Source organism: Pseudomonas parafulva NBRC 16636 = DSM 17004, from assembly GCF_000730645.1.
GTDB lineage: Bacteria > Pseudomonadota > Gammaproteobacteria > Pseudomonadales > Pseudomonadaceae > Aquipseudomonas > Aquipseudomonas parafulva.
In genome coordinates, this window is record NZ_BBIU01000022.1 from 1 (window position 1) to 23,438 (window position 23,438).

At 64.1% G+C, this 23,438-nt stretch carries 21 protein-coding genes and 1 pseudogene; 5 read left to right on the forward strand and 17 right to left on the reverse strand.

What is annotated here, in order from left to right:
- Positions 1-29: 29 nt before the first annotated feature.
- From PPA02S_RS23665 to PPA02S_RS14945, 13 genes and pseudogenes are all read right to left on the reverse strand, one after another.
- Positions 30-941, reverse strand: a complete 912-nt coding sequence (locus tag PPA02S_RS23665; RefSeq protein ID WP_371262486.1) for a methyl-accepting chemotaxis protein — start codon at positions 939-941, stop codon at positions 30-32.
- Positions 936-1,628, reverse strand: a pseudogene (locus tag PPA02S_RS23670) (methyl-accepting chemotaxis protein); the annotation flags it as partial. The pseudogene PPA02S_RS23670 and the gene PPA02S_RS23665, both read right to left, overlap by 6 nt.
- A 551-nt stretch (positions 1,629-2,179) precedes the next feature.
- The gene (locus PPA02S_RS14895; RefSeq protein WP_028631830.1) at positions 2,180-3,472 is read right to left on the reverse strand and encodes an adenylosuccinate synthase; all 1,293 of its coding nucleotides are present in this window, start codon (positions 3,470-3,472) and stop codon (positions 2,180-2,182) included.
- Positions 3,473-3,527: 55 nt separating this feature from the next.
- Positions 3,528-4,715 (reverse strand): ATP phosphoribosyltransferase regulatory subunit, encoded by a 1,188-nt coding sequence (locus PPA02S_RS14900; protein ID WP_028631831.1) that lies wholly within the window; start codon positions 4,713-4,715, stop codon positions 3,528-3,530.
- A 287-nt stretch (positions 4,716-5,002) separates the two neighbouring features.
- Complete coding sequence (gene hflC, locus PPA02S_RS14905) at positions 5,003-5,872, reverse strand: protease modulator HflC (protein WP_028631832.1); 870 nt, start codon at positions 5,870-5,872, stop codon at positions 5,003-5,005.
- The gene (hflK, locus tag PPA02S_RS14910) at positions 5,872-7,062 is read right to left on the reverse strand and encodes an FtsH protease activity modulator HflK (RefSeq protein ID WP_028631833.1); all 1,191 of its coding nucleotides are present in this window, start codon (positions 7,060-7,062) and stop codon (positions 5,872-5,874) included. The genes hflC and hflK overlap by 1 nt, the downstream gene beginning before the upstream one ends.
- A 96-nt stretch (positions 7,063-7,158) precedes the next feature.
- Complete coding sequence (gene hflX, locus PPA02S_RS14915) at positions 7,159-8,460, reverse strand: ribosome rescue GTPase HflX (protein WP_028631834.1); 1,302 nt, start codon at positions 8,458-8,460, stop codon at positions 7,159-7,161.
- A gap of 12 nt (positions 8,461-8,472) precedes the next feature.
- Positions 8,473-8,733 (reverse strand): RNA chaperone Hfq, encoded by a 261-nt coding sequence (hfq, locus tag PPA02S_RS14920; RefSeq protein ID WP_028631835.1) that lies wholly within the window; start codon positions 8,731-8,733, stop codon positions 8,473-8,475.
- A gap of 94 nt (positions 8,734-8,827) precedes the next feature.
- Entirely contained in the window at positions 8,828-9,799 is a 972-nt protein-coding gene (miaA, locus tag PPA02S_RS14925; RefSeq protein ID WP_028631836.1) for a tRNA (adenosine(37)-N6)-dimethylallyltransferase MiaA, read from the reverse strand.
- A 1-nt stretch (position 9,800) separates the two neighbouring features.
- A complete protein-coding gene (mutL, locus tag PPA02S_RS14930; protein WP_028631837.1) occupies positions 9,801-11,696 on the reverse strand; it encodes a DNA mismatch repair endonuclease MutL in 1,896 nt (631 codons plus the stop codon).
- On the reverse strand, positions 11,693-13,123 hold the full coding sequence (locus PPA02S_RS14935) for an N-acetylmuramoyl-L-alanine amidase (RefSeq protein WP_028631838.1): 1,431 nt from the start codon (positions 13,121-13,123) through the stop codon (positions 11,693-11,695). Before PPA02S_RS14935 ends, mutL begins: the two co-directional genes overlap by 4 nt.
- 11 nt (positions 13,124-13,134) lie before the next feature.
- Positions 13,135-13,587: a tRNA (adenosine(37)-N6)-threonylcarbamoyltransferase complex ATPase subunit type 1 TsaE gene (tsaE, locus tag PPA02S_RS14940; protein WP_371262487.1), complete on the reverse strand. Its 453-nt coding sequence runs from the start codon at positions 13,585-13,587 to the stop codon at positions 13,135-13,137.
- An 8-nt stretch (positions 13,588-13,595) separates the two neighbouring features.
- Positions 13,596-14,456 (reverse strand): NAD(P)H-hydrate dehydratase, encoded by an 861-nt coding sequence (locus PPA02S_RS14945; RefSeq protein ID WP_028631840.1) that lies wholly within the window; start codon positions 14,454-14,456, stop codon positions 13,596-13,598.
- Positions 14,457-14,520: 64 nt separating this feature from the next.
- Between PPA02S_RS14945 and queG the strand changes: the two genes are divergently transcribed.
- Positions 14,521-15,585 carry a tRNA epoxyqueuosine(34) reductase QueG gene (queG, locus tag PPA02S_RS14950; RefSeq protein WP_028631841.1) on the forward strand — a complete coding sequence of 355 codons (1,065 nt, stop codon included), beginning with the start codon at positions 14,521-14,523 and terminating at the stop codon, positions 15,583-15,585.
- A 39-nt stretch (positions 15,586-15,624) separates the two neighbouring features.
- Here queG and PPA02S_RS14955 read toward each other — a convergent pair whose 3' ends face one another.
- Positions 15,625-16,236: a trimeric intracellular cation channel family protein gene (locus tag PPA02S_RS14955; protein ID WP_028631842.1), complete on the reverse strand. Its 612-nt coding sequence runs from the start codon at positions 16,234-16,236 to the stop codon at positions 15,625-15,627.
- 80 nt (positions 16,237-16,316) lie between these two features.
- On the reverse strand, positions 16,317-16,859 hold the full coding sequence (gene orn, locus PPA02S_RS14960; RefSeq protein ID WP_028631843.1) for an oligoribonuclease: 543 nt from the start codon (positions 16,857-16,859) through the stop codon (positions 16,317-16,319).
- A 142-nt stretch (positions 16,860-17,001) separates the two neighbouring features.
- On the opposite strand from orn, the gene rsgA reads away from it, so the two are divergent.
- Entirely contained in the window at positions 17,002-18,021 is a 1,020-nt protein-coding gene (gene rsgA, locus PPA02S_RS14965) for a small ribosomal subunit biogenesis GTPase RsgA (RefSeq protein ID WP_028631844.1), read from the forward strand.
- Between the two features lie 125 nt (positions 18,022-18,146).
- On the opposite strand, the gene motB is transcribed toward rsgA, so the two are convergent.
- Both motB and motA read right to left on the reverse strand, forming a co-directional pair.
- A complete protein-coding gene (motB, locus tag PPA02S_RS14970) occupies positions 18,147-19,169 on the reverse strand; it encodes a flagellar motor protein MotB (protein WP_028631845.1) in 1,023 nt (340 codons plus the stop codon).
- A gap of 3 nt (positions 19,170-19,172) precedes the next feature.
- A complete protein-coding gene (motA, locus tag PPA02S_RS14975; RefSeq protein ID WP_028631846.1) occupies positions 19,173-20,024 on the reverse strand; it encodes a flagellar motor stator protein MotA in 852 nt (283 codons plus the stop codon).
- Positions 20,025-20,154: 130 nt separating this feature from the next.
- On the opposite strand from motA, the gene PPA02S_RS14980 reads away from it, so the two are divergent.
- Genes PPA02S_RS14980 through asd form a run of 3 tightly spaced genes read left to right on the forward strand, consistent with a single transcriptional unit; the run spans position 20,155 to position 23,411 of the window.
- Positions 20,155-21,690 carry an HDOD domain-containing protein gene (locus tag PPA02S_RS14980; RefSeq protein WP_028631847.1) on the forward strand — a complete coding sequence of 512 codons (1,536 nt, stop codon included), beginning with the start codon at positions 20,155-20,157 and terminating at the stop codon, positions 21,688-21,690.
- Positions 21,691-21,734: 44 nt separating this feature from the next.
- On the forward strand, positions 21,735-22,544 hold the full coding sequence (locus tag PPA02S_RS14985; protein ID WP_028631848.1) for a rhodanese-like domain-containing protein: 810 nt from the start codon (positions 21,735-21,737) through the stop codon (positions 22,542-22,544).
- 9 nt (positions 22,545-22,553) lie between these two features.
- Complete coding sequence (gene asd / locus PPA02S_RS14990) at positions 22,554-23,411, forward strand: archaetidylserine decarboxylase (RefSeq protein WP_028631849.1); 858 nt, start codon at positions 22,554-22,556, stop codon at positions 23,409-23,411.
- Positions 23,412-23,438 lie beyond the last annotated feature (27 nt).

Sequence of the window (23,438 nt, forward strand, 5' to 3'; positions counted from 1 at the left end):
ACAGAGGTGGCGTGGGTGCCTGGGATAGCTCAGGCACGGAACTGGCCCAAGCTTGCCCGCAACTGCGCCGCCAGGTCATCCAGTACCTTGCTGCTGGCGGTGGTCTGCATCACCACCTCGGCCGAGCGCTCCGCCTGGACGTGGATGGTTTCCACCCGCCCCCGCACCGCCTGGGCCCCACTCGCCTGTTGCTCAGCCGCACGGGTGGCCAAACCGATGGCCGCGTGCACCTGCTCCACCGCCGCCTGTACCGACTGCTGACGGCGCTCGTTGTCACGCAACACCAGCAACCCTTCATTGGCTTTCACCCCCGCCTGGCTGATGGTGGCGACGGCTTCCTTGGCACCCTTCTGCAAGGCGGCGATATGTGCCTGGATGTCTCCGGTAGAGCTCTGGGTCTTGCTCGCCAGGGCGCGTACCTCGTCAGCGACCACGGCAAAGCCCCGGCCCGTTTCACCGGCACGCGCGGCTTCGATGGCGGCGTTCAGGGCCAACAGGTTTGTCTGCTCGGCAATGCCATGGATCACCGTCAGCACCACCTCGATCTGCTCACTCTGCTTGGCCAGCCTTTCGATTACCTGGGAGCCCGCATCCACCTGGCCAGCCAGGTTCTCGATCAGGCCGGCCAACTGGGTAGAAGTGCGGGTGTTTTCATCGGTCGCCTGGCGGATATCCACCACCTGCTGCAGCGCGGCCTGCATCGCATGGCTTTCGGCCTGGGCCTCGTCGGCCATGCTCGACAGGTCGCGCAGGCTGGCAGCCACTTCATCACGCTGCAGCGCGGCAGCCGCATCGGCGCCGGCGTTACGCTGGGCCATGGCGCCGATCTCCACCCCGGTGCGCTGAGCCACCTCACCGGCCTCGCGAACGATGGGCTGCAACTTGTCGACAAAACGGTTCACGGCCGAGGCCATGTCGCCGATCTCGTCACGGCTGTCCATACGCACCCGCTTGGTCAGGTCGCCCTCCCCGGCTGCCAGGTCGTCGAGCGCCGCGATCAGCAGGCGCAACTTGCTCACCACCCGCCGGCCCAGCACCACGGCCACCACCAGCAATACCCCCAGCCCTACCAATACAAGACCCAGGCCAATGCGCCAGCGCAGCTCGCCTGCCGCATCACGAACCGTCTGGGCGGTATTGGCCTGCATCGCGGCGGCGCTGCCTTGCGCCTTCTCCAGGCGCTCGCGCAAGGTCTTGCCGCTGTCGGCGGCAGCGCCCACCAGGCTGTCGCCCACCAGTTGCTCGCCACTGGCAATCAGGGCAGCGAAACGTTGGTCGAGGGCCGCCAGCTGCTGGTCGATGCCCGCTGTCGACACGCCCATCAGTACCTTGCCGATCTCCGCACCATTGGGGTTGATGGGTGCCTCCACGACATACACAGCCGGGTCGCGGCGGGCCGCCTCGATGACCTTGTCCAGCGCACGCTCACCCTGCCCCTTTTCCATCAGGGCCTGGTTGATGGGGTTTTGCCGGTTCAGGTAGCGGGTCAGGTGCTGGCCCTGGGCGTCGTCGTAGATGACGAACAGCACGTTGGGGTTGCGCTGGGCACGCCTGGCGAAATCGGAAAGCACCGGTACATCGTTGTCCCAGATGGCCCGAGGTGCCACCGAAGCCAGCAGTTCGGCCATATCGTTGGCCGATTCCTTCAGGCTTTTCTCGAGGGTGCCGCGCAGTTGCTGCTGTTCGGCCTGCAGGCGCTCCGAAAGGCCTGCACTCAAGCGCTGGCGGGTACTGCTGGACAACCCATCAAGGCCGGCGCGGACATCTTGCCCGGCCTGCTCCAGGTCGCCAGTGAGTTGCTGGCTGTCCTGGCCCAGCCGCTCGCTCAGGTCGGCCTCAAGGGCAGTGACTGTGCTTCGCGTGAGGGCAACAGCCACCAGTACCTGCACCAAAAGGGCGATACCCAGGGCCACAAAGACAGGCCGCAAAAGGCGGCTTCGTAACAGTGAGAGGATGGCAGACACGGTGTAACCCTCGTGTTTTCTGGCGCCACTATTTTGATGGCATCGACAGATATTTCTTACAGCAAGGGTTGTGCCGGGGCAGCGGGGATAAGCGCCAAGGTTGAGCAATCTACGGGCGCGGGTACAGTCGCGCAGAGGCCGCAACAGGCATTGCACAATGAAAAACGCCGCGCCCCCTTACGGGGACGCGGCGTCAGGTCGACCTGGCAGGCCGATCAGGCGAACGGATGGCGCAACACGATGGTTTCGTTGCGGTCCGGGCCGGTGGAGATGATGTCGATCGGCGCGCCAATCAGCTCCGCGATGCGGGTGATGTAGGCACGCGCATTGGCGGGCAGTTCTTCCAGGGTCTTGGCACCCAGGGTCGACTCGCTCCAGCCCGGCAGTTGCTCGTACACCGGCTGCAGGCCGATGTAGCTGTCGGCGTCGGTCGGTGCTTCGATCACTTCGCCGTTGGCATCCTTGTAACCTACGCAGATGCTGATGGTGTCCAGGCCGTCGAGCACGTCCAGCTTGGTCAGGCAGATGCCCGAGATGCTGTTGACGTCGATGGCGCGGCGCAGGATGACGGCGTCGAACCAGCCACAACGGCGGGCACGGCCAGTAGTGGAACCAAACTCATGGCCACGCTTGGCCAGGGTAGCGCCAGTTTCATCGAACAGTTCGGTCGGGAACGGGCCAGAGCCCACACGCGTGGTGTAGGCCTTGGTGATACCGAGGATGTAGTCCAGGTACATCGGGCCAACGCCGGAGCCGGTGGAAATACCGCCAGCGGTGGTGTTGGAGCTGGTGACGTACGGGTAGGTACCGTGGTCGATGTCCAGCAGCGAGCCCTGGGCGCCTTCGAACATGATGTCCTTGCCGGCACGGCGCAGCTTATGCAGCTCGGCGGTGACGTCGAGCATCATCGGCTTGAGCTGTTCGGCATAGGCCATGCACTCGTCCAGGGTCTGCTGGAAGTCGATGGCAGGCTCTTTGTAGTAATTCACCAGCTGGAAGTTGTGGTAATCCAGCAGCTCACCCAGCTTGGCGGCAAAACGCTCACGGTGGAACAGGTCGCCCACGCGCAGGCCACGGCGTGCCACCTTGTCTTCGTAAGCGGGGCCGATACCACGGCCGGTGGTGCCAATCTTGGCTTCGCCACGGGCTTTTTCACGGGCCTGGTCCAGCGCCACGTGGTAAGACAGGATCAGCGGTGCAGCCGGGGAAATGCGCAGGCGCTCGCGCACCGGTACGCCCTTCTCTTCCAGCTTGGTGATTTCACGCATCAGTGCATCCGGGGCAACGACCACGCCGTTGCCGATCAGGCACTGCACGCCTTCACGCAGGATACCGGACGGAATCAGGTGCAGAACGGTCTTCTCACCGTTGATCACCAGGGTGTGGCCCGCGTTGTGGCCACCCTGGTAGCGCACTACGGCGGCAGCATGTTCGGTCAGCAGATCGACGATCTTGCCTTTGCCCTCATCACCCCATTGGGTGCCCAGGACGACGACATTCTTACCCATTACATTGGTCCTCATTCACGCAAACTTGGTTGCCGGCCTTTGCCGACGCAGAAACTCACTGGGCCAGCGGCAGAACCTGCCAGCGCCCGTCTTGCTGAATCAATTGCCGATCACAATCCGCTTCGAAGGCAGCACTCAACGGCTGGCCAGGCAGCGCCTGGACCACTCGCTGGCCCTCGTTGCGCAACTGGCAGACTTGCTGCCAGAGGGCCGCATCGCCACTGTCCGGCATCCAGATGCCGCCCGTGGGCAATACGACCTCCGCTCGCCCCAGTGTGACCAGGGTCTTCAAATCCGTGGAGAAACCAGTGGCCGGGCGCGCCCGACCGAAATCAGCGCCAATGTCATCATAGCGCCCACCCTGGGCGATCGATTGACCTTCGCCCGGCACGAACACCGCAAACACCACACCCGTGTGGTAGTTGTAACCGCGCAGCTCGCCCAGGTCGAAGTACAGCGGCAGGGCCGGGTAGCGCGATGCCAGGCGATCCGCGATCGCCAGCAGGTCGTCCAGCGCGGCCAGTACGCTGGCCGGCGCACGGCCCAGGCGTACGCGGGCCTCGGCCAGCACCTCGCGGCCGCCGCACAACTCGACCAACGCGCGCAACATGTTGCCCAGGTCCTTGGGCAAGTCGGCGGTCAAGGCCTGCACTTCATCCACGGCCTTGCGCTGCATGGCGTCGAACAGTTGCTGTTCCACAGCGCCGGACAACCCGGCAGCACGGGCCAGGCCGCGGTAGATGCCCACGTGGCCCAGGTCCATGTGCACGTCGGGCACATCGGCCAGTTGCAGCGTGGCCAGCATCAGGCTGATGACTTCGACGTCACTGGTGGGGCTGGCATCGCCGTACAGCTCTGCGCCCAACTGGATCGGGCTGCGCGAGGTGGACAAGGCCCGCGGCTGGGCATGCAGCACGCTGCCGGCGTAGCACAGGCGGCTTGGGCCTTCACGGCGCAAGGTATGGGCATCGATGCGTGCCACTTGCGGGGTGAAGTCGGCGCGAAAGCCCATCAGGCGGCCGGACTGCGGGTCCACCACCTTGAAGGTGCGCTGGTCCAGGTCCTGGCCGGCGCCGGTGAGCAGCGACTCCAGGTACTCGATATGCGGCGTGACGACCAGTTCGTAGCCCCAACTCTGGAACAGGTCCAACACCTGGCGCCGCGCGATTTCGATGCGCGCAGCCTCAGGTGGCAGTACTTCCTCGATGCCATCTGGCAGCAGCCAGCGGTCTACCGTTGCCATTACGCCATTTCCCCTCTGGTCCGGGCGGCCGCCCGCAGGCCAGCCGTCAGTAAAGCCGGTATCGCGCACAGCAACGGGCAGCACTGATCCCAGCGCAGCCACCGTACCCGATACCCTCGAATTGCCTTGCGAGCTGAGCAAACCGTCAACCGGCGCGTGCCAATCAACCTTGCAGACGCAAAAAAGCCGGGAAATTTCCCGGCTGACTCATGATACACCCGTTTTCATTCAGGATGCACCCCGCCAGGCGTTTTAGCTGCCAGGCGGGGCACCAACCCGAACGAGCCTCAGGGCCGGCTCTTGTCCATGAAGCGGAAGAACTCGTTCTTCGGGTCCAGGACCAGTACATCGCTCTTGCTCGAGAAGCTGTCACGGTACGCTTGCAGGCTACGGTAGAACGCGTAGAAATCGGCGTCCTGGGTGTAGGCCTTGGCGTAGATGGCAGCGGCCTGGGCATCACCGTCACCGCGGGTTTCCTCGGCTTCACGGTAGGCCTCGGCCAGCAGTACGCGGCGCTGGCGATCAGCGTCGGCACGGATGCCTTCTGCCAACTCGTTACCCTTGGCGCGGTGCTCGCGGGCTTCACGCTCACGCTCGGTGCTCATGCGGTCGAACACGCTGCGGTTGACTTCCTTCGGCAGGTCGATGGCCTTGACGCGAACGTCGACAACCTCGATACCCAGCTCCTTGTTGGCCATGCGGTTAAGCGAAGCGGTGATGTCTGCCATCAACGCGTCACGCTCACCGGACACCACCTCGTGCAGTGTGCGTTTACCGAACTGGTCACGCAGGCCGCTTTCCAGGCGACGGGACAGACGCTCGTCGGCGATCTGCTTCATGCCGGAAGTGGCGGTATAGAAACGCTCGGCATCCTTGACGCGCCATTTGGCGTACGCATCGACCATCACCGCTTTTTTCTCCAGGGTCAGGAACCGCTGGGTGGGGGCGTCGAGGGTCATGAGGCGTGCGTCGAACTTGCGCACCTGGTTCACGTACGGAATCTTCACGTGCAGGCCAGGCTGCACATCCGCCTGGACCACCTTACCGAAGCGCAGCAGCACTGCCCGTTCGGTCTGGGCCACGATGTAGAAGCTGTTCCAGGCCACAATACCCAGTACCACAGCGACGATCAGGGCGATCAGCGATCGGTTGCTCATCAGCGGCTCTCCCTAGTGCGCAGCGGTTGCTGTTGCTGTTGCGTGTCCTGCGCCGCACGGGCAGCGGCTGCATCATTCGCCGACGATACGCCGCTGCTTGGCGCGGCCGGGTTGCGGCTGCCTTCGACCATCTTGTCCAGTGGCAGGTAGAGCAGGTTGTTCTGCCCGTCCTTGGTGGCCACCATGACTTTGCTCGAGTTGCTGTAAACCTCTTGCATGGTCTCCAGGTACAAACGCTGGCGGGTCACGTCAGGCGCCTTGCGGTACTCGGTGACCAGCTTGACGAAGCGGTCGGCCTCACCTTTGGCACGGGCGATGACTTCGTCGCGGTAGCCGTTGGCGTCCTCGATGATGCGCTGGGCCTGACCCCGAGCCTCGGGTACCACACCATTGGCGTAGGACTCGGCCTGGTTGCGGGCACGCTGCTCGTCTTCGCGGGCACGGATCACGTCATCGAAGGCTTCCTGCACTTCACGCGGGGCTGCCGCGCTCTGTACGTTGACCTGGGTCACGGTGATGCCGGTACGGTAGTTGTCGAGGAAGCGCTGCAGGCGTTCGCGGATATCCACGGCCATCTGCTCACGGCCTTCGGTCAGCACCTGGTCCATAGAAGTGGAGCCCACCACATGGCGCAGGGCACTGTCGGTCGCGTGCTGCAGGCTCACCTCAGGCTGGTCGACGTTGAGCACGAAGTCCTGCAGGTTGGTGATCTTGTACTGCACGGTCAGCGGCACTTCGACGATGTTCTCGTCTTCGGTCAGCATCTGGCCCTGCTTGGTGTAGGCACGCTCACGCGTGACGTTTTCCATGTACTTGCGATCGATGGGCGGGAAGTAGATGTTCAGGCCGGGACCGACCGTTTCATAGTACTTGCCGAAGCGCAGCACCACGGCTTGCTCCTGCTCGTCGACCACGTAGACAGCGCTATACAGCCAGATGGCAGCCAGCACGGCCAGGCCGATGCCCAGCAGGCCCAGGCCACCACCCTTGCCGACATTGCGGTCACCGCCGCCGCCACGTTTTTTATTACCGCCGAACATGCCATTCAGGCTGTCCTGCAGTTTGCGGAAGGCCTCGTCCAGATCCGGTGGCCCTTTTTTGTCACCGCCACCGCCGCCGCCACCATTACCGCGGCGACCGCCCCAGGGATCCTGATTGTTCGAGTTGCCACCCGGCTCGTTCCAAGCCATAGCGCTCTCCATCTGATAAAGCAAAGACGCGCCCACGGCGCGCCGTCCAATGCTACAGAATGCCTGTCATTGCTGCCCGGCGACGTCGACGAGCATTTATTGCAAAGTGTGTTGCTCGACAAACACTTGCGGCTCCATGCCTTCCCGGCTGACCAGGCGGTTGAGCTCGACCCAGGGCAGCCGCACACTCAGCAGGCTGCGCCCTTCTTCATCATGCGCTTCACTCTGCACCGCGCCCAGGTCAAAGAATTGCGCGCGCAAGCGGGCAAAACGCTGCTCCAGGCACAGGGTGCCAACAAACAGATCATCGCCGAGCAGCTCGGCAACCGCCTGGCCAACCAGCTCCAGGCCACGCCCATCGCGTGCCGACACCCAGACCCGCTCGGGTTTGCCGTCGGCATTGCGCTGGATCTGCGGCTCGACATCTTCAAGCAGGTCGAGTTTGTTATACACCTCGAGGATCGGCAAGCCTTCGGCGCCAATCTCTCCCAACACCGCCAGCACCTGCTCGATCTGCTCCATGCGCTCGGGCTCATGGGCATCGATGACGTGCAGCAGCAGGTCGGAGTTGCTCGACTCTTCGAGCGTAGCCCTAAAAGCCTCGACCAGCTTGTGCGGCAAGTGGCGGATAAAGCCCACCGTGTCGGCCAATACGATTGGCCCCAGGTCGTCCAGTTGCAGGCGGCGCAGGGTTGGGTCGAGCGTGGCGAACAGTTGGTCGGCGGCGTACACCTCGGACTGAGTCAAGGCGTTGAACAGTGTGGACTTGCCGGCGTTGGTATAGCCCACCAGCGAAACCGAGGGGATGTCTGCCCGCTTGCGGCCGCGACGCGCCTGCTCACGCTGGCTGCGCACCTTTTCCAGCCGTGACTTGATCTGGCGTATGCGCACCCGCAGCAGGCGGCGGTCGGTTTCCAGCTGGGTTTCACCCGGCCCGCGCAGGCCGATACCGCCTTTTTGCCGCTCAAGGTGCGTCCAGCCGCGTACCAGACGGGTACTCATGTGCTCCAGCTGGGCCAGTTCGACCTGCAGCTTGCCTTCATGGGTACGCGCCCGCTGGGCGAAAATATCGAGGATCAGCCCGGTACGGTCGAGCACACGGCACTCGAACACGCGCTCGAGGTTGCGCTCCTGGCTGGGCGTGAGGGTGTGATTGAAAATCACCAGGTCTACCTGTTCGGCATGGACCAGGTCGTGCAATTCCTCGACCTTGCCACTGCCAATCAGGTATTTGGCGGAAGGCTGATGCCTTGTCACCGTGACCAGCGAGACGATGTCGGCACCTGCCGACAGCGCCAGCTCCTGAAACTCCTGCGGGTCTTCACGCGCCTCAGGGTTCTGACCTTCCAAGTGAACGAGCAAGGCCCGTTCACCACCACCGTGGCGCTCAAAGAACAATGCAGGCTCCTATCAGGCGTTGCCTGGCTCGCTGTCGCCGCTCTCGGAATCGGACGGGCTTGGCAGACGAACCGGACGGGCAGGTACGACAGTGGAAATGGCGTGCTTGTAGACCATCTGGCTGACGGTGTTTTTCAGCAGTACCACGAACTGGTCGAAGGATTCGATCGAGCCCTGCAGCTTGATACCGTTGACCAGGTAGATCGAAACCGGAACCTTTTCTTTTCTCAAGGTGTTCAAGTAAGGGTCTTGTAGCGAATGCCCTTTTGACATATGCCGCACTCCTGTAAGGATAAATAATTGGAAAATCTGGAAAAACGATAAATTGGGCCGCCCATCGCAAGGATAGACGGCAATCAGCAGGGACTCAGCTCAATATGGAGATGGCCCCAAGGTATTTCAAGGTGCGGGACAGATTGTCGCAGGCAAGGCTGTCGAGCCACTGCACGCCCGGCCAGCCACGCAACCAGGTGAACTGCCGCTTGGCCAGCTGCCGGGTGGCAATGATACCGCGCTCGCGCATCTCATTCTCATCCAGTATGCCGTCCAGGTAGTCCCAGACTTGCCGATACCCCACAGCCCGTATAGACGGCAACCCGGCGTGCAAGTCACTTCTGGCTCGCAGCATTCGGACCTCGTCGACAAAGCCCTGTTCCAACATCTGTGAAAATCGTAACGCAATTCGGTGATGCAGAATGTGACGATCTGTAGGCGCTATCGCCAAACTCGCGACAGTATAGGGCAAATGGCCGCCCGCGCCTGCGTCTGCGCCGCTACTTTCAGCCAATTGACGCTGGCGATGGGCCGTCATGCTCTGGCCGCTGACGCGGTACACCTCAAGCGCCCTGATCAACCGCTGAGGGTCGTTGGGATGAATGCGGGCAGCTGATTCCGGGTCGACCTCAGCCAGTTGCCGGTGCAGCGCCGCCAGGCCCTGCGCCTGCGCCAGGGTTTCCAGCTCGGCGCGCACCTGGGCGTCCGCTGCCGGCATGTCCGCCAGGCCGTCGATCAAGGCCTTGTAGTAGAGCATGGTGCCGCCCACCAGCAGCGGGATGTTGCCCCGCGCGGTGATCTCGCCCATGACCTGGAGGGCGTCGGCGCGAAACTGCGCCGCCGAGTAGCTTTCGGCAGGGTCGCGAATATCGATCAGGTGGTGCGGGTGAGCCGCCAGCATGGCCTTGGACGGCTTGGCCGAGCCAATGTCCATGCCCCGGTATACCAACGCCGAATCAACGCTCACCAGTTCACAGGGCATGACCTTGCTCAGCTCGATGGCCAGGTCGGTCTTGCCGGACGCCGTCGGGCCCATCAGGAAGATTGCAGGGGGCTTGCCACTCATGTCATCGGCCGCGCAAAAAGAGTTTGTCCAGGTCATCCAGGCCCATCTGCGTCCAGGTAGGGCGCCCGTGGTTGCACTGGCCGCTGCGCTCGGTGTTTTCCATGTCACGCAGCAGGGCGTTCATCTCCGGGATCGCCAGGCGCCGGTTGGCACGCACTGCACCGTGGCAAGCCATGGTGCCGAGCAGTTCGTTGAGGTGCGCCTGAATGCGATCACTGGTGCCGTATTCCATCAGGTCGGCCAGAACATCCTGTACCAGGCGGTTGGCCTCCGCCTGCTTGAGCAATGCCGGGATCTGGCGAATCGCCAGGGTTTCCGGGCCAAGGCGCTGCAGCTCGAAGCCCAGTCGCTGGAACCACTGGCCATGTTCCTCGGCGCAGTCGGCTTCGCGCTGGCTCAAGGCCAGGGTTTCGGGCACCAGCAGCGGCTGGCCACTGAGGCCTTCGCTGGCCATGGCCACCTTCAGCCGTTCGTACATGATGCGTTCATGGGCCGCGTGCATGTCCACCAACACCAGGCCGACCGCGTTTTCGGCCAGGATGTAGATACCCTTGAGTTGCGCCAGGGCATAGCCCAACGGCGGAATATCGCCCTGGCTCTCCGGCAGCGCGGCAGGCGCGGTGGCGCCTTCGGCCAGCGGCTTGTAGAACTCGCGGTACACCGCCTGTGCCTCAGCCGCGGGCAACGGCTGCGACGGGCGCGGCGTGTACGTGTACTGGTAGCCGGCGCCGCTGCCCCCGTTGCTGAACGACGGCTGGGCACGGGGTGGTTCCAGCACCGCAGCCGCCAGGCGCATTTCGCCTTGCGGGCCGAATTCGCCAGCCTGCTGGCCGGTGGGGCGCACAGCCTCGGGCACGGCAGCCGGGGCAGCCAACTGGTCCTCTGGCCGCACATCGGCCAGGGCGCGGTGCAAGGTGCCGTAGAGAAAGTCGTGCACCGAACGCCCTTCACGGAAGCGCACTTCGTGCTTGGTGGGGTGCACGTTGACGTCGACGCCGTTGGGCTCAAGCTCAAGGAACAGCACGAACGTGGGGTGCCGGCCATTGAACAGCACATCACGGTAAGCCTGCCGCACGGCGTGGGCCACCAGCTTGTCGCGGACCGCACGGCCATTGACGAAGAAATACTGCAGGTCGGCCTGGCTGCGCGAGAACGTCGGCAGCCCAACCCAGCCCCACAAGCGCAGGCCGTTGCGCTCTACCTCGATGGGCAGCGCCTGCTCCATGAAGCCCGGGCCGCAGATGGCGCCCACCCGCCGCGCACGGGCCGTTTCGTCATGAGCCTCGTGCAGGCTGAGAATGCTCTTGCCGTTGTGGCGCAGGTGGAAGGCAACATCAAAACGCGCCAGCGCCAGGCGGCGCACCACTTCCTGCAGGTGATCGAACTCGGTTTTTTCGGCCTTGAGAAACTTGCGCCGGGCCGGCGTGTTGAAAAACAGGTCGCGCACTTCTACCGACGTGCCCACTGGGTGAGCCGCCGGCTGCACCCGCGGGGTCATCTCACGGCCTTCGGTTTCCACCTGCCAGGCTTCGCTGGCACTGGCGGTACGCGAGGTGAGGGTCAGGCGGGCAACGGAGCTGATCGAGGCCAGCGCCTCGCCCCGAAAGCCCAGGCTCAGTACCCCTTCGAGGTCTTCCAGCTCGCGGATCTTGCTGGTGGCGTGCCGCGCCAGCGCCAGCGGCAGGTCGTCGGCAGAAATCCCGCCGCCGTCATCGCGCACCTTCAACAACTTCACGCCGCCCTGCTCCACCTCCACGTCGATACGACGGGCCCCGGAGTCCAGGCTGTTTTCCAGCAGTTCCTTGGCGACCGAGGCAGGCCGCTCGACTACCTCACCCGCCGCAATCTGGTTGGCCAGCCGCGGGCTGAGCAGCTGGATGCGGGAACCGCCGCTCATTGCGAGGCCAACGTGGTAGCAGGGATATCCAGGCGCTGGCCCACCTTCAGTTCATCGGTCTTCAGGCTGTTGGTGTTGCGCAGGCTGCTCACACTGACCTGGTAGCGCACAGCCAGCATGGCCAGGGTCTCGCCGGGGCGCACCGTGTGCTCACGTGGGCCCTGGGCGATCTTGCCGCTGTCACGCAGCCAGGCGATATAGGTGCCTGGCGGCGGGTTTTGCTGGAAGTACTGTCGCACGCCGGTATGGATCGAGCGGGCAAGTGCCTGCTGATGGCTGCGGGTCGACAGCTTGGCGGCCTCCGCATTGTTGGAGATGAACCCGGTTTCCACCAGAATCGAAGGAATATCGGGCGACTTCAATACCATGAAGCCCGCTTGCTCGACCCGCTGCTTGTGCAGCGATGTGATGCGCCCCATGTTGCCCAGCACCTTCTGCCCCACGTTGAGGCTGGAGCTGAGCGTGGCGGTCATCGACAGGTCCAGCAGTACACCTGCCAGCATGCGGTCCTTGTCATCCAGGCTGACGTTGCCTGCACCACCGATCAGGTCGGAGCGGTTTTCCGTGTCGGCCAGCCAACGTGCGGTTTCGGACGTGGCGCCACGGTCAGACAAGGCGAACACCGATGCACCGAAGGCAGCACGGGAAGGCGCGGCATCGGCATGGATCGAAATGAACAGGTCGGCGCCTTTCTTGCGCGCGATTTCGGTGCGTTTGCGCAACGGGATGAAATAATCACCCGTACGCGTCAGCTCGGCCCGGAAGCCCTTTTCGGCACTGATCTGGCGTTGCAGCTCGCGGGCGATCTGCAGCACGATATCTTTTTCATGCTGCCCACTGGACCCGGACGCGCCAGGGTCTTCGCCGCCGTGACCGGCGTCGATGGCGACCACGATATCGCGCTTGCCACTGGGTACCGGCGGTAACTTGATGGCAGGCTGCGTGGGCGTCACCGGCACAGCCGGGGTGGTTGCCGGCGCCTGCACCGGTGGTGGAGCCGGCGGCGGCGCAGTGGCGGCGATGGCGTCGGCTTCCTGGTCATACAGGTCGACCACCAGGCGGTTGCCATACTGCGCGTTGGGCGCAAGGGTGAAGCTCTTGGGGGTGACCGACTTTTTAAGGTCGACCACCACCCGCAAATCGGTAGGGGTACGCTGGGCAGAGCGCACGCTGCTGATTGGCGTGTTGGAGGTGGCAACCTTCAACGGGGCGGCCAACGTCGCACCATTGATATCGATAACCAGCCGGTCCGGTGCGCTCAGGGTAAAGACGCTGTGCTGCACGGGGCCAGACAGGTCGAAAACCAGCCGTGTGTTGTCCGGCGCGCGCCACAGGCGCACGCTCTTGACTTGAGTGACGGCCAGAGCGTCAACGGTCACCGTTGTCAGCAGCAGCCCAACGATGGCGACCAGTGCGCGTATGCGCATACCTACCCCACTTACTGTTTATAGTGTTCGGCCAGTGCCACGCACCAGGCCTCGCCACGAGCCCCCTGCGGCGACAGGTCAAGCGAGCGTCCGCCAGCTTGGGGGCTTATGGTAATGGTCAGGTCAGGCTTTGGCAAAACGCCCGCACCCTTTTGTGGCCACTCGAACAGGCACAGTGGGTCCCCCTCGAAATAGTCACGAATACCCATGAACTCAAGCTCCTCTGGATCGACCAGCCGATAAAGGTCGAAGTGAAAAGCTCGGACATCACCGATCTCGTAGGGTTCGACAACGGTGAACGTCGGGCTTTTCACTGCACCAGTATGGCCCAGGCCACGGATCAGGCCACGTGACAGCGTGGTCTTGCCCGCGCCCAGGTCCCCTTCAAGAAAAATCACACCGCGACCATCGGTGACAGTGGCTAGGTGTGCGCCGAAGGCGACAGTGGCCGCTTCGTCGGCCAGAAACAGGTTTAAGCCAGGCACGCGCTGTGCTCCTCCAACAAATAACGAATGACAGGTATCAGGTCACTGGCCGCCAGCCCCCGGCCTTCACTGCCCAGGCGTTCACCGGCACGGGCGTGCAGCCACACCCCTAGCCCTGCGGCTTCCCAGGCGCTCAGGCCCTGCGCCAGCAGCGCGGCCAGCACGCCACTGAGTACATCGCCCAGGCCAGCGCCGGCCATGGCCGGGTGGCCACGGTCGCAGAGCATCAGTTGCCCATCCGGGTCGGCCACCAAGGTGCCGGCGCCCTTGAGCACGCATACGCTGTTGTAGCGCCGCGCCAGCTTGCGCGCAGCCCCCGGCCGGTCGGCCTGCACCGCTTCGGTAGAAATGCCCAGCAGCCGCGCAGCCTCCCCCGGGTGCGGCGTGAGCACGCTGCCGCTGGGCAGCGCCAGGGGCGCACTGGCCAGCAGGTTCAGGGCGTCGGCATCCCATACCTGCGGGCGGTCGGCATTGGCCACCGCCGACAACAGGCTGCGCCCCCACCCCGCCTGCCCCAGGCCAGGGCCCACCACCAGCACCGAGGCGCGCTCCAGCACGCCCATCAGTTGGTTGGCCGACTGCACCCCAAGGCACATGGTTTCAGGCAGGCGGGCGAGGCCTGCGGCAACGTGCTCCGGGCGCGTTGCAAGGCTGACCAGCCCTGCCCCGCAGCGCAGCGCCGCCTCGCCGGCAAGCAGCACAGCGCCCCCGGTGCCCAGGTCGCCGCCTACCACCAGCACATGGCCGAAGTCGCCTTTATGGGCCTGCGCAGGCCGCGGCGGCAGGTGCGCGACGGTGAGGCTGCTGAGCAGCTGCGGCGCAGGGTTTGGGTGTTTGGTCTGTGGCATGGGGTCAAAAGCTCCAATGTCTGGCAGAATTATACGCACCTGAGCCCGTATTGCTTGCCCATCCATGCCCGCCTCCACACCCGACCTCGAACAGTTGGCCCAATCGATCAAGATGTGGGGCCAGGAACTCGGCTTTGCCCACGTAGGCATCGCCGGGGTCGACCTTGGTGAACACGAACACCACCTGCAGCGCTGGCTTGATGCTGGCTACCAGGGCGAGATGGAATACCTGGGTGCCCATGGCAGCAAGCGCGCCCACCCCGAGCAGTTGATCCCCGGCACGGTACGGGTGGTGTCGCTGCGCATGGATTACCTGCCTGGCGACACGCAGATGGCGCAGCGCCTGGCCCAGCCCGAAAAAGCCTACGTCTCCCGCTATGCCCTGGGCCGCGATTACCACAAGCTGGTGCGCAAGCGCGTGCAGTTTCTGGCCGACCGCATCCAGGCAGCCATCGGCCCGTTCGGTTACCGGGCCTTTGTCGACAGCGCCCCGGTGCTGGAAAAAGCCCTGGCCGAACAGGCCGGGCTGGGCTGGATTGGCAAGAACACCCTGCTGCTCAACCGCAAGGCCGGTAGTTACTTTTTTCTTGCCGAGCTGTTCGTCGACCTGCCGCTGCCGGTGGACCCGGCCACCACCAGCGAGCACTGCGGGCGCTGCCAGGCCTGCCTGGACATCTGCCCGACCCAGGCTTTCGTCGGGCCGTACGTGCTGGACGCGCGCCGTTGCATCTCCTACCTCACCATCGAGCTGAAGGGCCCGATACCGGTGGAGCTGCGCCCCATGATGGGCAACCGGGTATTCGGCTGCGACGACTGCCAGATCGTGTGCCCCTGGAACCGCTTTGCCAAAGCCACCCGCGAGCAGGACTTCCAGCCACGCCATGGGCTGGAGAATGCCGAACTGGCCGAGATGTTTCTGTGGGACGAGAAAACCTTCCTGCGCAAGACCGAGGGCGGCCCCTTGCGCAGGGCGGGCTACGAGCGCTGGCTGCGCAACCTGGCAGTGGGGCTGGGCAATGCGCCGTCTACGATCCCGGTGATCGAGGCGCTGAAGGCACGCCGTGACGATGGCTCGGAGCTGGTGCGTGAGCATGTGGCGTGGGCATTGGCCCAGCACCACATTCAATAGCCCCGTGCCCAAGCCTGCGGCATCAGGCCTGAAAATGGCCTATTGCTGGTCGTTGTAGTGGAACTTGGGCATTTCCCAGTGAAAACGGATGGCCAGCAACCGCACCAGGAACCCGCCGAACAAGGTCAGCAGCATCGCCTGCTCGGCTGGCACGTTGAAATACACGCACCCCAGGTAGAACCACGCGGCTGCGAACGACACACTGGCATACAGCTCGCGGCGGAAGACCAGGGGGATATCGTTGCAGAAGATATCCCGCAAAATCCCGCCGAACACCCCGGTGATGACCCCGCTGATCGACGCCACCAACATGCCCTGCCCCATTTCCAGGGCAGTCATGCAGCCGATCAGCGTGAACGCCACCAACCCCAGGGCATCGAGCACCAGAAACAACGAGCGCAGGCGGCGCATCATCGGCGCGATGAAGATGGTGAACAGTGCCGCGCAACTGGTAAGCACCAGGTATTCAGGGTGCTTGACCCAGGTCAGCGGGTAATGGCCAAGCAGCACATCGCGTACCGAGCCGCCGCCCAGTGCCGTCACGCAGGCAATCAGCACCACACCGAACCAGTCCATGCCACGACGCCCGGCAGACAGCGCGCCCGTCATCGCTTCAGCGGTGATGGCGATCAGGTAAAGCATCAACAACATGAAGCACATTCCTTGAAGCGACAAGCGGCAAGTGGCAAGCGTTAGGCGGCAAACGCCGCCTTCGGTCTGCTGGCTGATGCTCAGAACTTGATGAAGTGCTCGCGATAGTGGCGCAGCTCGGCGATGGACTCGCGAATGTCGTCCAGTGCCAGGTGGGTGCCGCCCTTGACGAAGCTGTCGCGCACCTCTGGTGCCCAGCGTGCGGCGAGCTCCTTCAGCGTGGACACGTCCAGGTTGCGGTAGTGGAAGTAGTTTTCCAGGTTGCGCATGTGACGGTAGAGGAAGCGGCGGTCCTGGCAGATGCTGTTGCCGCAGATCGGCGACTTGCCCTTGGGCACCCACTGTTCGAGGAAGGCGATGGTCTGCGCCTCGGCCTCGGCCATGCTGACCGTGCTTTCGCGCACCCGCTGGGTCAGGCCCGAAGCGCCATGGGTACGGGTGTTCCAGTCGTCCATGCGCGCCAGCACCTCATCGCTGTGGTGGATGGCGATCACCGGGCCTTCGGCCAGGGTATTCAGGTCACTGTCGGTGACGATGGTGGCCATCTCGATGATGACATCGCTGTCCGGATCCAGGCCGGTCATTTCCAGGTCGATCCAGATCAGGTTCTGTGGGTTTTGCATGGGGCGCTCCTCGAATAGGCGCTCATTTTAGCCCAGACGCCCCGGTACCGGTCAAAAAGCCAAGCGCACAGGCCGTGGGGCCGACGTGCTAGACTGCCTGCCGATTTCAACGCCCCGCGTGGGGCTCTCCTACGGAGCGTTCATGGCCAAACGCCAGCTCAACCGCCGTCAGAACTGGCGTATCGAAAAAATCCAGAACGAACGCGCTGCCCGTGCAGCCAAGCGTGAGCAGCACGTGCTGCACGAACTGGAAGGTGGTGACCTGGGGCCGGAACAACTGGGCCTGGTAATTGCGCACTTTGGCGTCCAGGTCGAAGTGGAAGCCCAGGACGGCGACACCGCCGGCCAGGTGTTCCGCTGCCACCTGCGGGCCAACCTGCCAGCACTGGTGACCGGCGACCGGGTAGTCTGGCGGGCGGGCAACCAGGGTATCGGCGTGATCGTGGCGCAGATGCCTCGCAGCACCGAGCTCTGCCGGCCCAACAACCACGGCCAGCTGAAGCCGGTGGCGGCCAACGTCGACCTTATCGTCATCGTCTTCGCACCCGCCCCCGAGCCACACCCCAACCTTATCGACCGCTACCTGGTGGCCGCAGAACACGCGGGCCTGCGCCCGTTGTTGCTGCTGAACAAGGCGGACCTGATCGACGAACAGAATGGCCCCGGCCTGCACCAGTTGCTTGAGGTGTACCGCGAACTGGGCTACCCGCTGCTGGAGGTATCCGCGCACCAGGGCGACGGTATGCAGCGCCTGCAGCAGACGCTCGACGGCCACATCAGTGTGTTCGTTGGCCAGTCGGGCGTGGGCAAGTCTTCCCTGGTCAACAGCCTGCTGCCCGATGCCGGCACGCGCGTGGGCGACCTGTCGGAGTGGTCAGGCCAGGGCACCCACACCACCACCACCGCCCGCCTGTACCACTTCCCCAATGGCGGCGACCTGATCGACTCGCCGGGCATCCGTGAGTTCGGCCTGGGTCACGTCAGCCGTACCGACGTGGAAGAAGGTTTCATCGAGTTCCGCGACCTGTTCGGCACTTGCCGCTTCCGCGACTGCAAGCATGACCGCGAACCGGGCTGCGCACTGCTCAAGGCCCTGGATGACGGGCGTATAAAGCCGCAACGCATGAATAGCTACCGCTCGATCATCGCCAGCCTGACTTAAGGTAGATGCGCTCGCCGTGGTAGTTGCGCTGGCCGTGAGATCGAGCGCCGCACGGGCGGCGCTCGATCCCGTAGGCGCTGCACCCGTTACGCCAAACAGCCGTCAGCGCTGATACCGCCAAAGGCCTATTGCTCCTTGGCTTCATCCATCTTCAGCGCGCCATCTTCAAAGATATTCAGCTTCTGGCGCAACTCGCGGGGCTGCATGGGCGCCTGGTCGTTGTCGTTGTCGGCCTTGGGCGCAGCGGGTGCCGCAGCGCCGGGCGCCGACGCGGGGGCGGCGGGCGCTTGTTTCGAACCTTGCTCGCCCTCGATATCACGCTGGGCCTTCTTGGTCAGCACGATGATGTCGATGCGGCGGTTCACCGGGTTGAACGGGTTCTTGCGGTCGAACAGCGATGACGACGCATAGCCCACCACCCGCGCCACCTGATCGTCCGGGTATCCGCCGGCCACCAGCGCCCGCCGCGCCGCATTGGCGCGGTTGGCCGACAGCTCCCAGTTGCCGAACTCGCCAGTGCCCGCATAGGGTTTGGCGTCGGTGTGGCCGCTGACACTGATCTTGTTCGGTACGGTCTTGATGGTGTCTGCCATCGCCAGCAGGATGTCTTCGAAATACGGCTGCAGGCGTGCGCTGCCGATGTCGAACATTGGCCGGTTCTCGGCATCCATGATCTGGATACGCAGGCCGTCCTGGGTGATCTCGAACAGGATCTGGTCCTTGAACTTCTGCAGTTGCGGGTTCTCTTCCACCTTGTTCTGAAGCTCTTGCAGCAGCAGTTCCAGGCGCTCCCGCTCAACCTGCTCGGCCATGGTTTCAACCTGGTCCTTGTTCACCTCGATGGTGTTGTCGGGGGTAGGCTCGGACTTCTCCGTCGGGTTGATGGTTTTTTCCGGGGCCAGTTCAGGCGAGCCGCCCAGGTCGATGACGTAGGGCGTGCCACTTTCCGAAAAACCGATCGGGTCCTTGAAGTAGCCGGCGATGGCAATCTTCTGCTCCGGCGTGGCCGTGGAAAGCAGCCACAGCACCAGGAAGAACGCCATCATGGCCGTCGCGAAGTCGGCAAAGGCGATTTTCCAGGCGCCGCCGTGATGGCCGCCGCCAAAGCGCTTGACGCGCTTGACGATGATGGGCTGGTTGTTTTCCATGGATCAGCGACCGCGTACCGCTTGTTCCAGCTCGGAGAAGCTCGGGCGATGCTTGGGGTACAGCACCTTGCGCCCGAACTCCACGGCCAGCGATGGCGGCATCCCCGAGGCCGACGCCACCAGCGAAGCCTTGATCGATTCGTAGAGGTTCAGCTCCTCCTTGGCATCGTGCTCCAGGCACTTGGCCAATGGGCCGAAGAAGCCGTAGGCCGCCAGAATCCCGAAGAACGTACCCACCAGCGCCGCGCCTACGTGCATGCCGATGGCCGCCTGGTCGCCGTCGCCCAGCGAGGCCATGGTCACCACGATACCCAGCACCGCAGCCACGATACCAAAGCCGGGCATGCCGTCGGCCACGCCGGTCACCGCATGCGACGGGTGCTCCAGCTCTTCCTTCATGCTCAGCAGCTCCATGTCGAACAAGCCCTCGAGCTCATGTGGGGCCATGTTGCCGGTGGACATGATGCGCAGGTAATCGCAGACGAACGCGGTCATGCGTTCATCGGCCAGCACGGTCGGGTACTTGGCGAAGATCGGGCTGGCAGAGGCATCCTCGATGTCGGCCTCGATGGCCATCATGCCCTCACGGCGGCTCTTGTTCAGAATCTCGTACACCAGCCCCAGCACTTCAAGGTAGTAGGCATGGGTGAAGCGCGAGCCGAACATCTTCATCGACTTCTTGATGACGTGCATGGTCATGTAGCCGGGGTTGGCCTGCAAGAATGCACCAAAGGCCGCACCGCCGATGATCAGTACTTCGAACGGCTGGATCAGTGCCGCGATCTTGCCGTGGGAGAGCACGTAGCCGCCGAGCACGCTCGCGAATACGACGATGATGCCGATAATTTTAGCCATAGATTCAAAGCACTTGCTGTCGTGGTCAGGGGATGTGGCGGAAGCGTCAAAACTCTTCTTCTACTTATCGGCAGAACTGCGCCAGACTATAGCCACTCAAAGCGAAAAGCCAGTTCGGACTGATGTCAAAATGCCAATCGAAACCAAGGTACCCGGCCAGGCTCCACGTACGTTAGAGGCCTGGGTAAAGCTGCTGGAAAGCATTCGCATACCTGTGCCCAAGCACAGCTACGACCGGGTAATGGCGGCCATCAACGACAATCGCCGCTCACTGCGCGATATCGCCGAACTGATGCAGGACAGCCCCGCCCTGGTGCTGTCGGTGATGCGTGAAGCCAACCACCCCACCAACGCCAGCCAGGCCGAGCCTGCCGAAAGCCTGGAGGTGGCCCTGAACCGCCTGGGGCTGGAGCGCAGTGCGCAGTTGCTCAAGCGCCTGCCATCAGTGCCAGCCGAGAACATCCCACCGGTGCTCTGCCAGTTCCAGCTGATCAGCCAGCATGCCTCGCAGCAGGCCAGTGGGCTGTTCGCCAGCCGCCTGGCGCGGCTCTGGCAGGAAATCCACTGGGGCAGCCTGCTGTTTCTGTCGCCGCTGTGGCCACTGGCGCTGGCCCACCCCAAGCTGCTGGACACCTGGGAGCTGCGGGTCATCCACAAAGGCGAGGTAGCCGCAGAGGTCGAGCATGAACTGTTTGGCGTACGTATCCTGGAGCTGTGCCGAGCCATGGCCGAGCACTGGCGCCTGCCACAGTGGGTCACGCTGGGCTATCGCCTGCTGCTCGAGGAGCGCGAGCAACTGGCACAGGTGCTGAACATCGCCCGCGACGAAGACCTGCTCAGCCAGCAACACAGGCTGGACGCCGAGCCCGGCCTGCGCCGCTGGTTCAACCAGCCGGCCAACACCGTACTGCTGGCCAACAACCTGGCCCTGGCCGCCCAGGTGGGCTGGGACAACCCGCACCTGCTGCGCTGGCAACTGCTGACCGCGCTTTACCTGCAGACGTCGCTGGAAGACGTGCAGCAGCAAATGCACCAGCAGGCCGCTGCCAGTGCCCGCCGCCATGCCAGGCTGGCGCTGTTCCACCCCGCCGAGGCGCTGATCTGGCCCTGGCACCAGCGCCGACCGCACCCAGACATGCTGGCACCGCCGCCCCCTACCAGTGACGACCTGGCACGTTGGCGCACGCTCTGCCAGGACCTGCTGGCCCAGCCGACCCCGTTCACCAACACCGTCCACCTCGCCACCCAGGCCCGTGAGGCCTTGCTGGCGTGCGGCCTGCAGCGCGTACTGCTGCTCGGGCTCGACCGGGCCAACGACTGCCTGCGCGTGCAGCAGGTGGCCGGCCTGCCCAAAGAGGCCGCGAGCCTGGTGCTGCCCGTTGCGCCGAACAAGCTGTTACAAAAAATGATGGCCCAGGCGGGGCAGTTGCGCATTACCCCCGAGAACCACACCCAGTTCAACGCCCTGCTGCCCGCCCCACTGCGTGCCCTGTTCCGCGGCGAGCACGTGCTGCTGCGCTCCCTGGCGGTGAATGACCAGGTACTCATGCTGATGGTCGCCGACCAGGGCTGCAGGCCCATGGCCGATATCAGCGTGCAGGCCTTCGGCAAGACCGCACAATGCATCGAACGGGCCCTGACCGTGTTTGCCAACCGCAAGGCCTGAGCCTTGCGCTACAATCGCCCCTCTTTGCACACTGGAGACCGTGGATGAGCGACTTTTCCGGCCTGCCGCTGGTGATCGAGCCCGCAGACCTGCTGCCACGCCTGGCTTCGCCCCAGCTGATCCTGGTCGACCTGAGCAGCGCGAACCGCTATGTCAGTGGGCATGTCCCGGGCGCGCACTTTGTCGACGGCAAACGCACCCAGCTCGGTCAGCCACCGGCCCCTGGCCTGCTGCCAGCGCTGGGCGACCTGGAAAAACTGTTCGGTGAGCTGGGCCACCGTGATGATGCGGTGTACGTGGTGTACGACGATGACGGCGGCGGCTGGGCCGGGCGCTTCATCTGGTTGCTCGACGTGATCGGCCACACGCGCTACCACTACCTCAATGGCGGCATCCAGGCATGGCCTGCGGACAAACTGTCCACCGAGGCCCCGGCCAAGGGCACTACGCCAGTGGCACTGCACATCGACACTACGCCCACTGCCACCCGCGAGTACCTGCAAAGCCGCCTGGGCGCCGACGACCTGGTCATCTGGGATGCCCGCGGTCCGCAGGAATTCAGTGGCGAGAAAGTGCTGGCGGCCAAGGGCGGGCACATACCCGGTGCGATCAACTTCGAGTGGACCGCCGGCATGGACCTCAACGACCACCTGCGCATCCGCCCTGACATCGCCCAGGTGTTGCAGCAACTGGGCATCACCCCGGACAAGGAAGTGATCACCCACTGCCAGACCCACCGCCGCTCCGGTTTCACCTACCTGGTGGCCAAGGCCCTCGGCTACCCACGTGTCAAAGCCTATGCCGGCTCGTGGAGCGAATGGGGCAACCACCCGGACACGCCTGTAGAAGTCTAAGGAACCTGCATGAAATCCCGTCTGTTCATCATCAGCCAGTACCTGCTGCCGCACCACCTGCTGTCACGGCTGGCCGGCTGCGTCGCCGAGTGCCGTGTGCGCTGGTTCAAGAATGCCTTTACCGCCTGGTTCGCCAAACGCTACCAGGTCGACATGAGCGAAGCGCTGGTCGAAGACCTGAGCGCCTATGAGCACTTCAACGCCTTCTTCACCCGCGCCCTGAAGCCAGGTGCACGGCCGCTGGACGACACGCCCGGCAGCATCCTGTGCCCTGCAGACGGTGCAGTCAGCCAGCTCGGCCCCATCGAACACGGCCGCATCTTCCAGGCCAAGGGCCACGGCTACAGCGCCCAGGAACTGCTGGGCGGCGACCCGGCCATGGCTGCGCCATTCATGGGCGGCGAGTTTGCCACCATCTACCTGTCCCCCAAGGACTACCACCGCGTGCACATGCCGCTGGCAGGTACCCTGCGCGAGATGGTGTACGTGCCCGGCCGGCTGTTCTCGGTAAACCAGACCACGGCAGAGAACGTGCCAGAGCTGTTCGCGCGCAACGAGCGCGTGGTGTGCCTGTTCGACACCGAGCGCGGCCCGATGGCGGTGGTGCTGGTGGGGGCGATGATCGTGGCCTCTATCGAGACCGTATGGGCAGGGCTGGTGACGCCACCCAAACGTGAGCTGAAAACCTTCCGCTACGACGAAGCCAGCCGGGCGCCCATCCACCTGGAGAAAGGTGCCGAATTGGGCCGCTTCAAGCTGGGTTCGACTGCCATCGTCCTGTTCGGGCCACAGCAGGTGAAGTGGGCGCAATCGCTGGGCGCAGCCTCGGCCGTGCGCATGGGGCAGCAGCTCGGCCTGCCAGCCTGATGCCCTGTTGGGGATAACGCCGCCTGC

Coding starts and splice junctions, on each gene's coding strand:
- rsgA (WP_028631844.1), top strand. CDS start 17,002: ATGGCCAAACGCCAGCTCAACCGCCGTCAGAACTGGCGTATCGAAAAA.
- PPA02S_RS14895 (WP_028631830.1), bottom strand. CDS start 3,472: ATGGGTAAGAATGTCGTCGTCCTGGGCACCCAATGGGGTGATGAGGGC.
- hfq (WP_028631835.1), bottom strand. CDS start 8,733: ATGTCAAAAGGGCATTCGCTACAAGACCCTTACTTGAACACCTTGAGA.
- miaA (WP_028631836.1), bottom strand. CDS start 9,799: ATGAGTGGCAAGCCCCCTGCAATCTTCCTGATGGGCCCGACGGCGTCC.
- asd (WP_028631849.1), top strand. CDS start 22,554: ATGAAATCCCGTCTGTTCATCATCAGCCAGTACCTGCTGCCGCACCAC.
- hflC (WP_028631832.1), bottom strand. CDS start 5,872: ATGAGCAACCGATCGCTGATCGCCCTGATCGTCGCTGTGGTACTGGGT.
- PPA02S_RS14985 (WP_028631848.1), top strand. CDS start 21,735: ATGAGCGACTTTTCCGGCCTGCCGCTGGTGATCGAGCCCGCAGACCTG.
- PPA02S_RS14945 (WP_028631840.1), bottom strand. CDS start 14,456: ATGCCACAGACCAAACACCCAAACCCTGCGCCGCAGCTGCTCAGCAGC.
- motB (WP_028631845.1), bottom strand. CDS start 19,169: ATGGAAAACAACCAGCCCATCATCGTCAAGCGCGTCAAGCGCTTTGGC.
- motA (WP_028631846.1), bottom strand. CDS start 20,024: ATGGCTAAAATTATCGGCATCATCGTCGTATTCGCGAGCGTGCTCGGC.
- queG (WP_028631841.1), top strand. CDS start 14,521: ATGCCCGCCTCCACACCCGACCTCGAACAGTTGGCCCAATCGATCAAG.
- PPA02S_RS14900 (WP_028631831.1), bottom strand. CDS start 4,715: ATGGCAACGGTAGACCGCTGGCTGCTGCCAGATGGCATCGAGGAAGTA.
- PPA02S_RS23665 (WP_371262486.1), bottom strand. CDS start 941: ATGGACAGCCGTGACGAGATCGGCGACATGGCCTCGGCCGTGAACCGT.
- orn (WP_028631843.1), bottom strand. CDS start 16,859: ATGCAAAACCCACAGAACCTGATCTGGATCGACCTGGAAATGACCGGC.
- PPA02S_RS14935 (WP_028631838.1), bottom strand. CDS start 13,123: ATGCGCATACGCGCACTGGTCGCCATCGTTGGGCTGCTGCTGACAACG.
- PPA02S_RS14955 (WP_028631842.1), bottom strand. CDS start 16,236: ATGTTGTTGATGCTTTACCTGATCGCCATCACCGCTGAAGCGATGACG.
- PPA02S_RS14980 (WP_028631847.1), top strand. CDS start 20,155: ATGCCAATCGAAACCAAGGTACCCGGCCAGGCTCCACGTACGTTAGAG.
- mutL (WP_028631837.1), bottom strand. CDS start 11,696: ATGAGCGGCGGTTCCCGCATCCAGCTGCTCAGCCCGCGGCTGGCCAAC.
- hflK (WP_028631833.1), bottom strand. CDS start 7,062: ATGGCTTGGAACGAGCCGGGTGGCAACTCGAACAATCAGGATCCCTGG.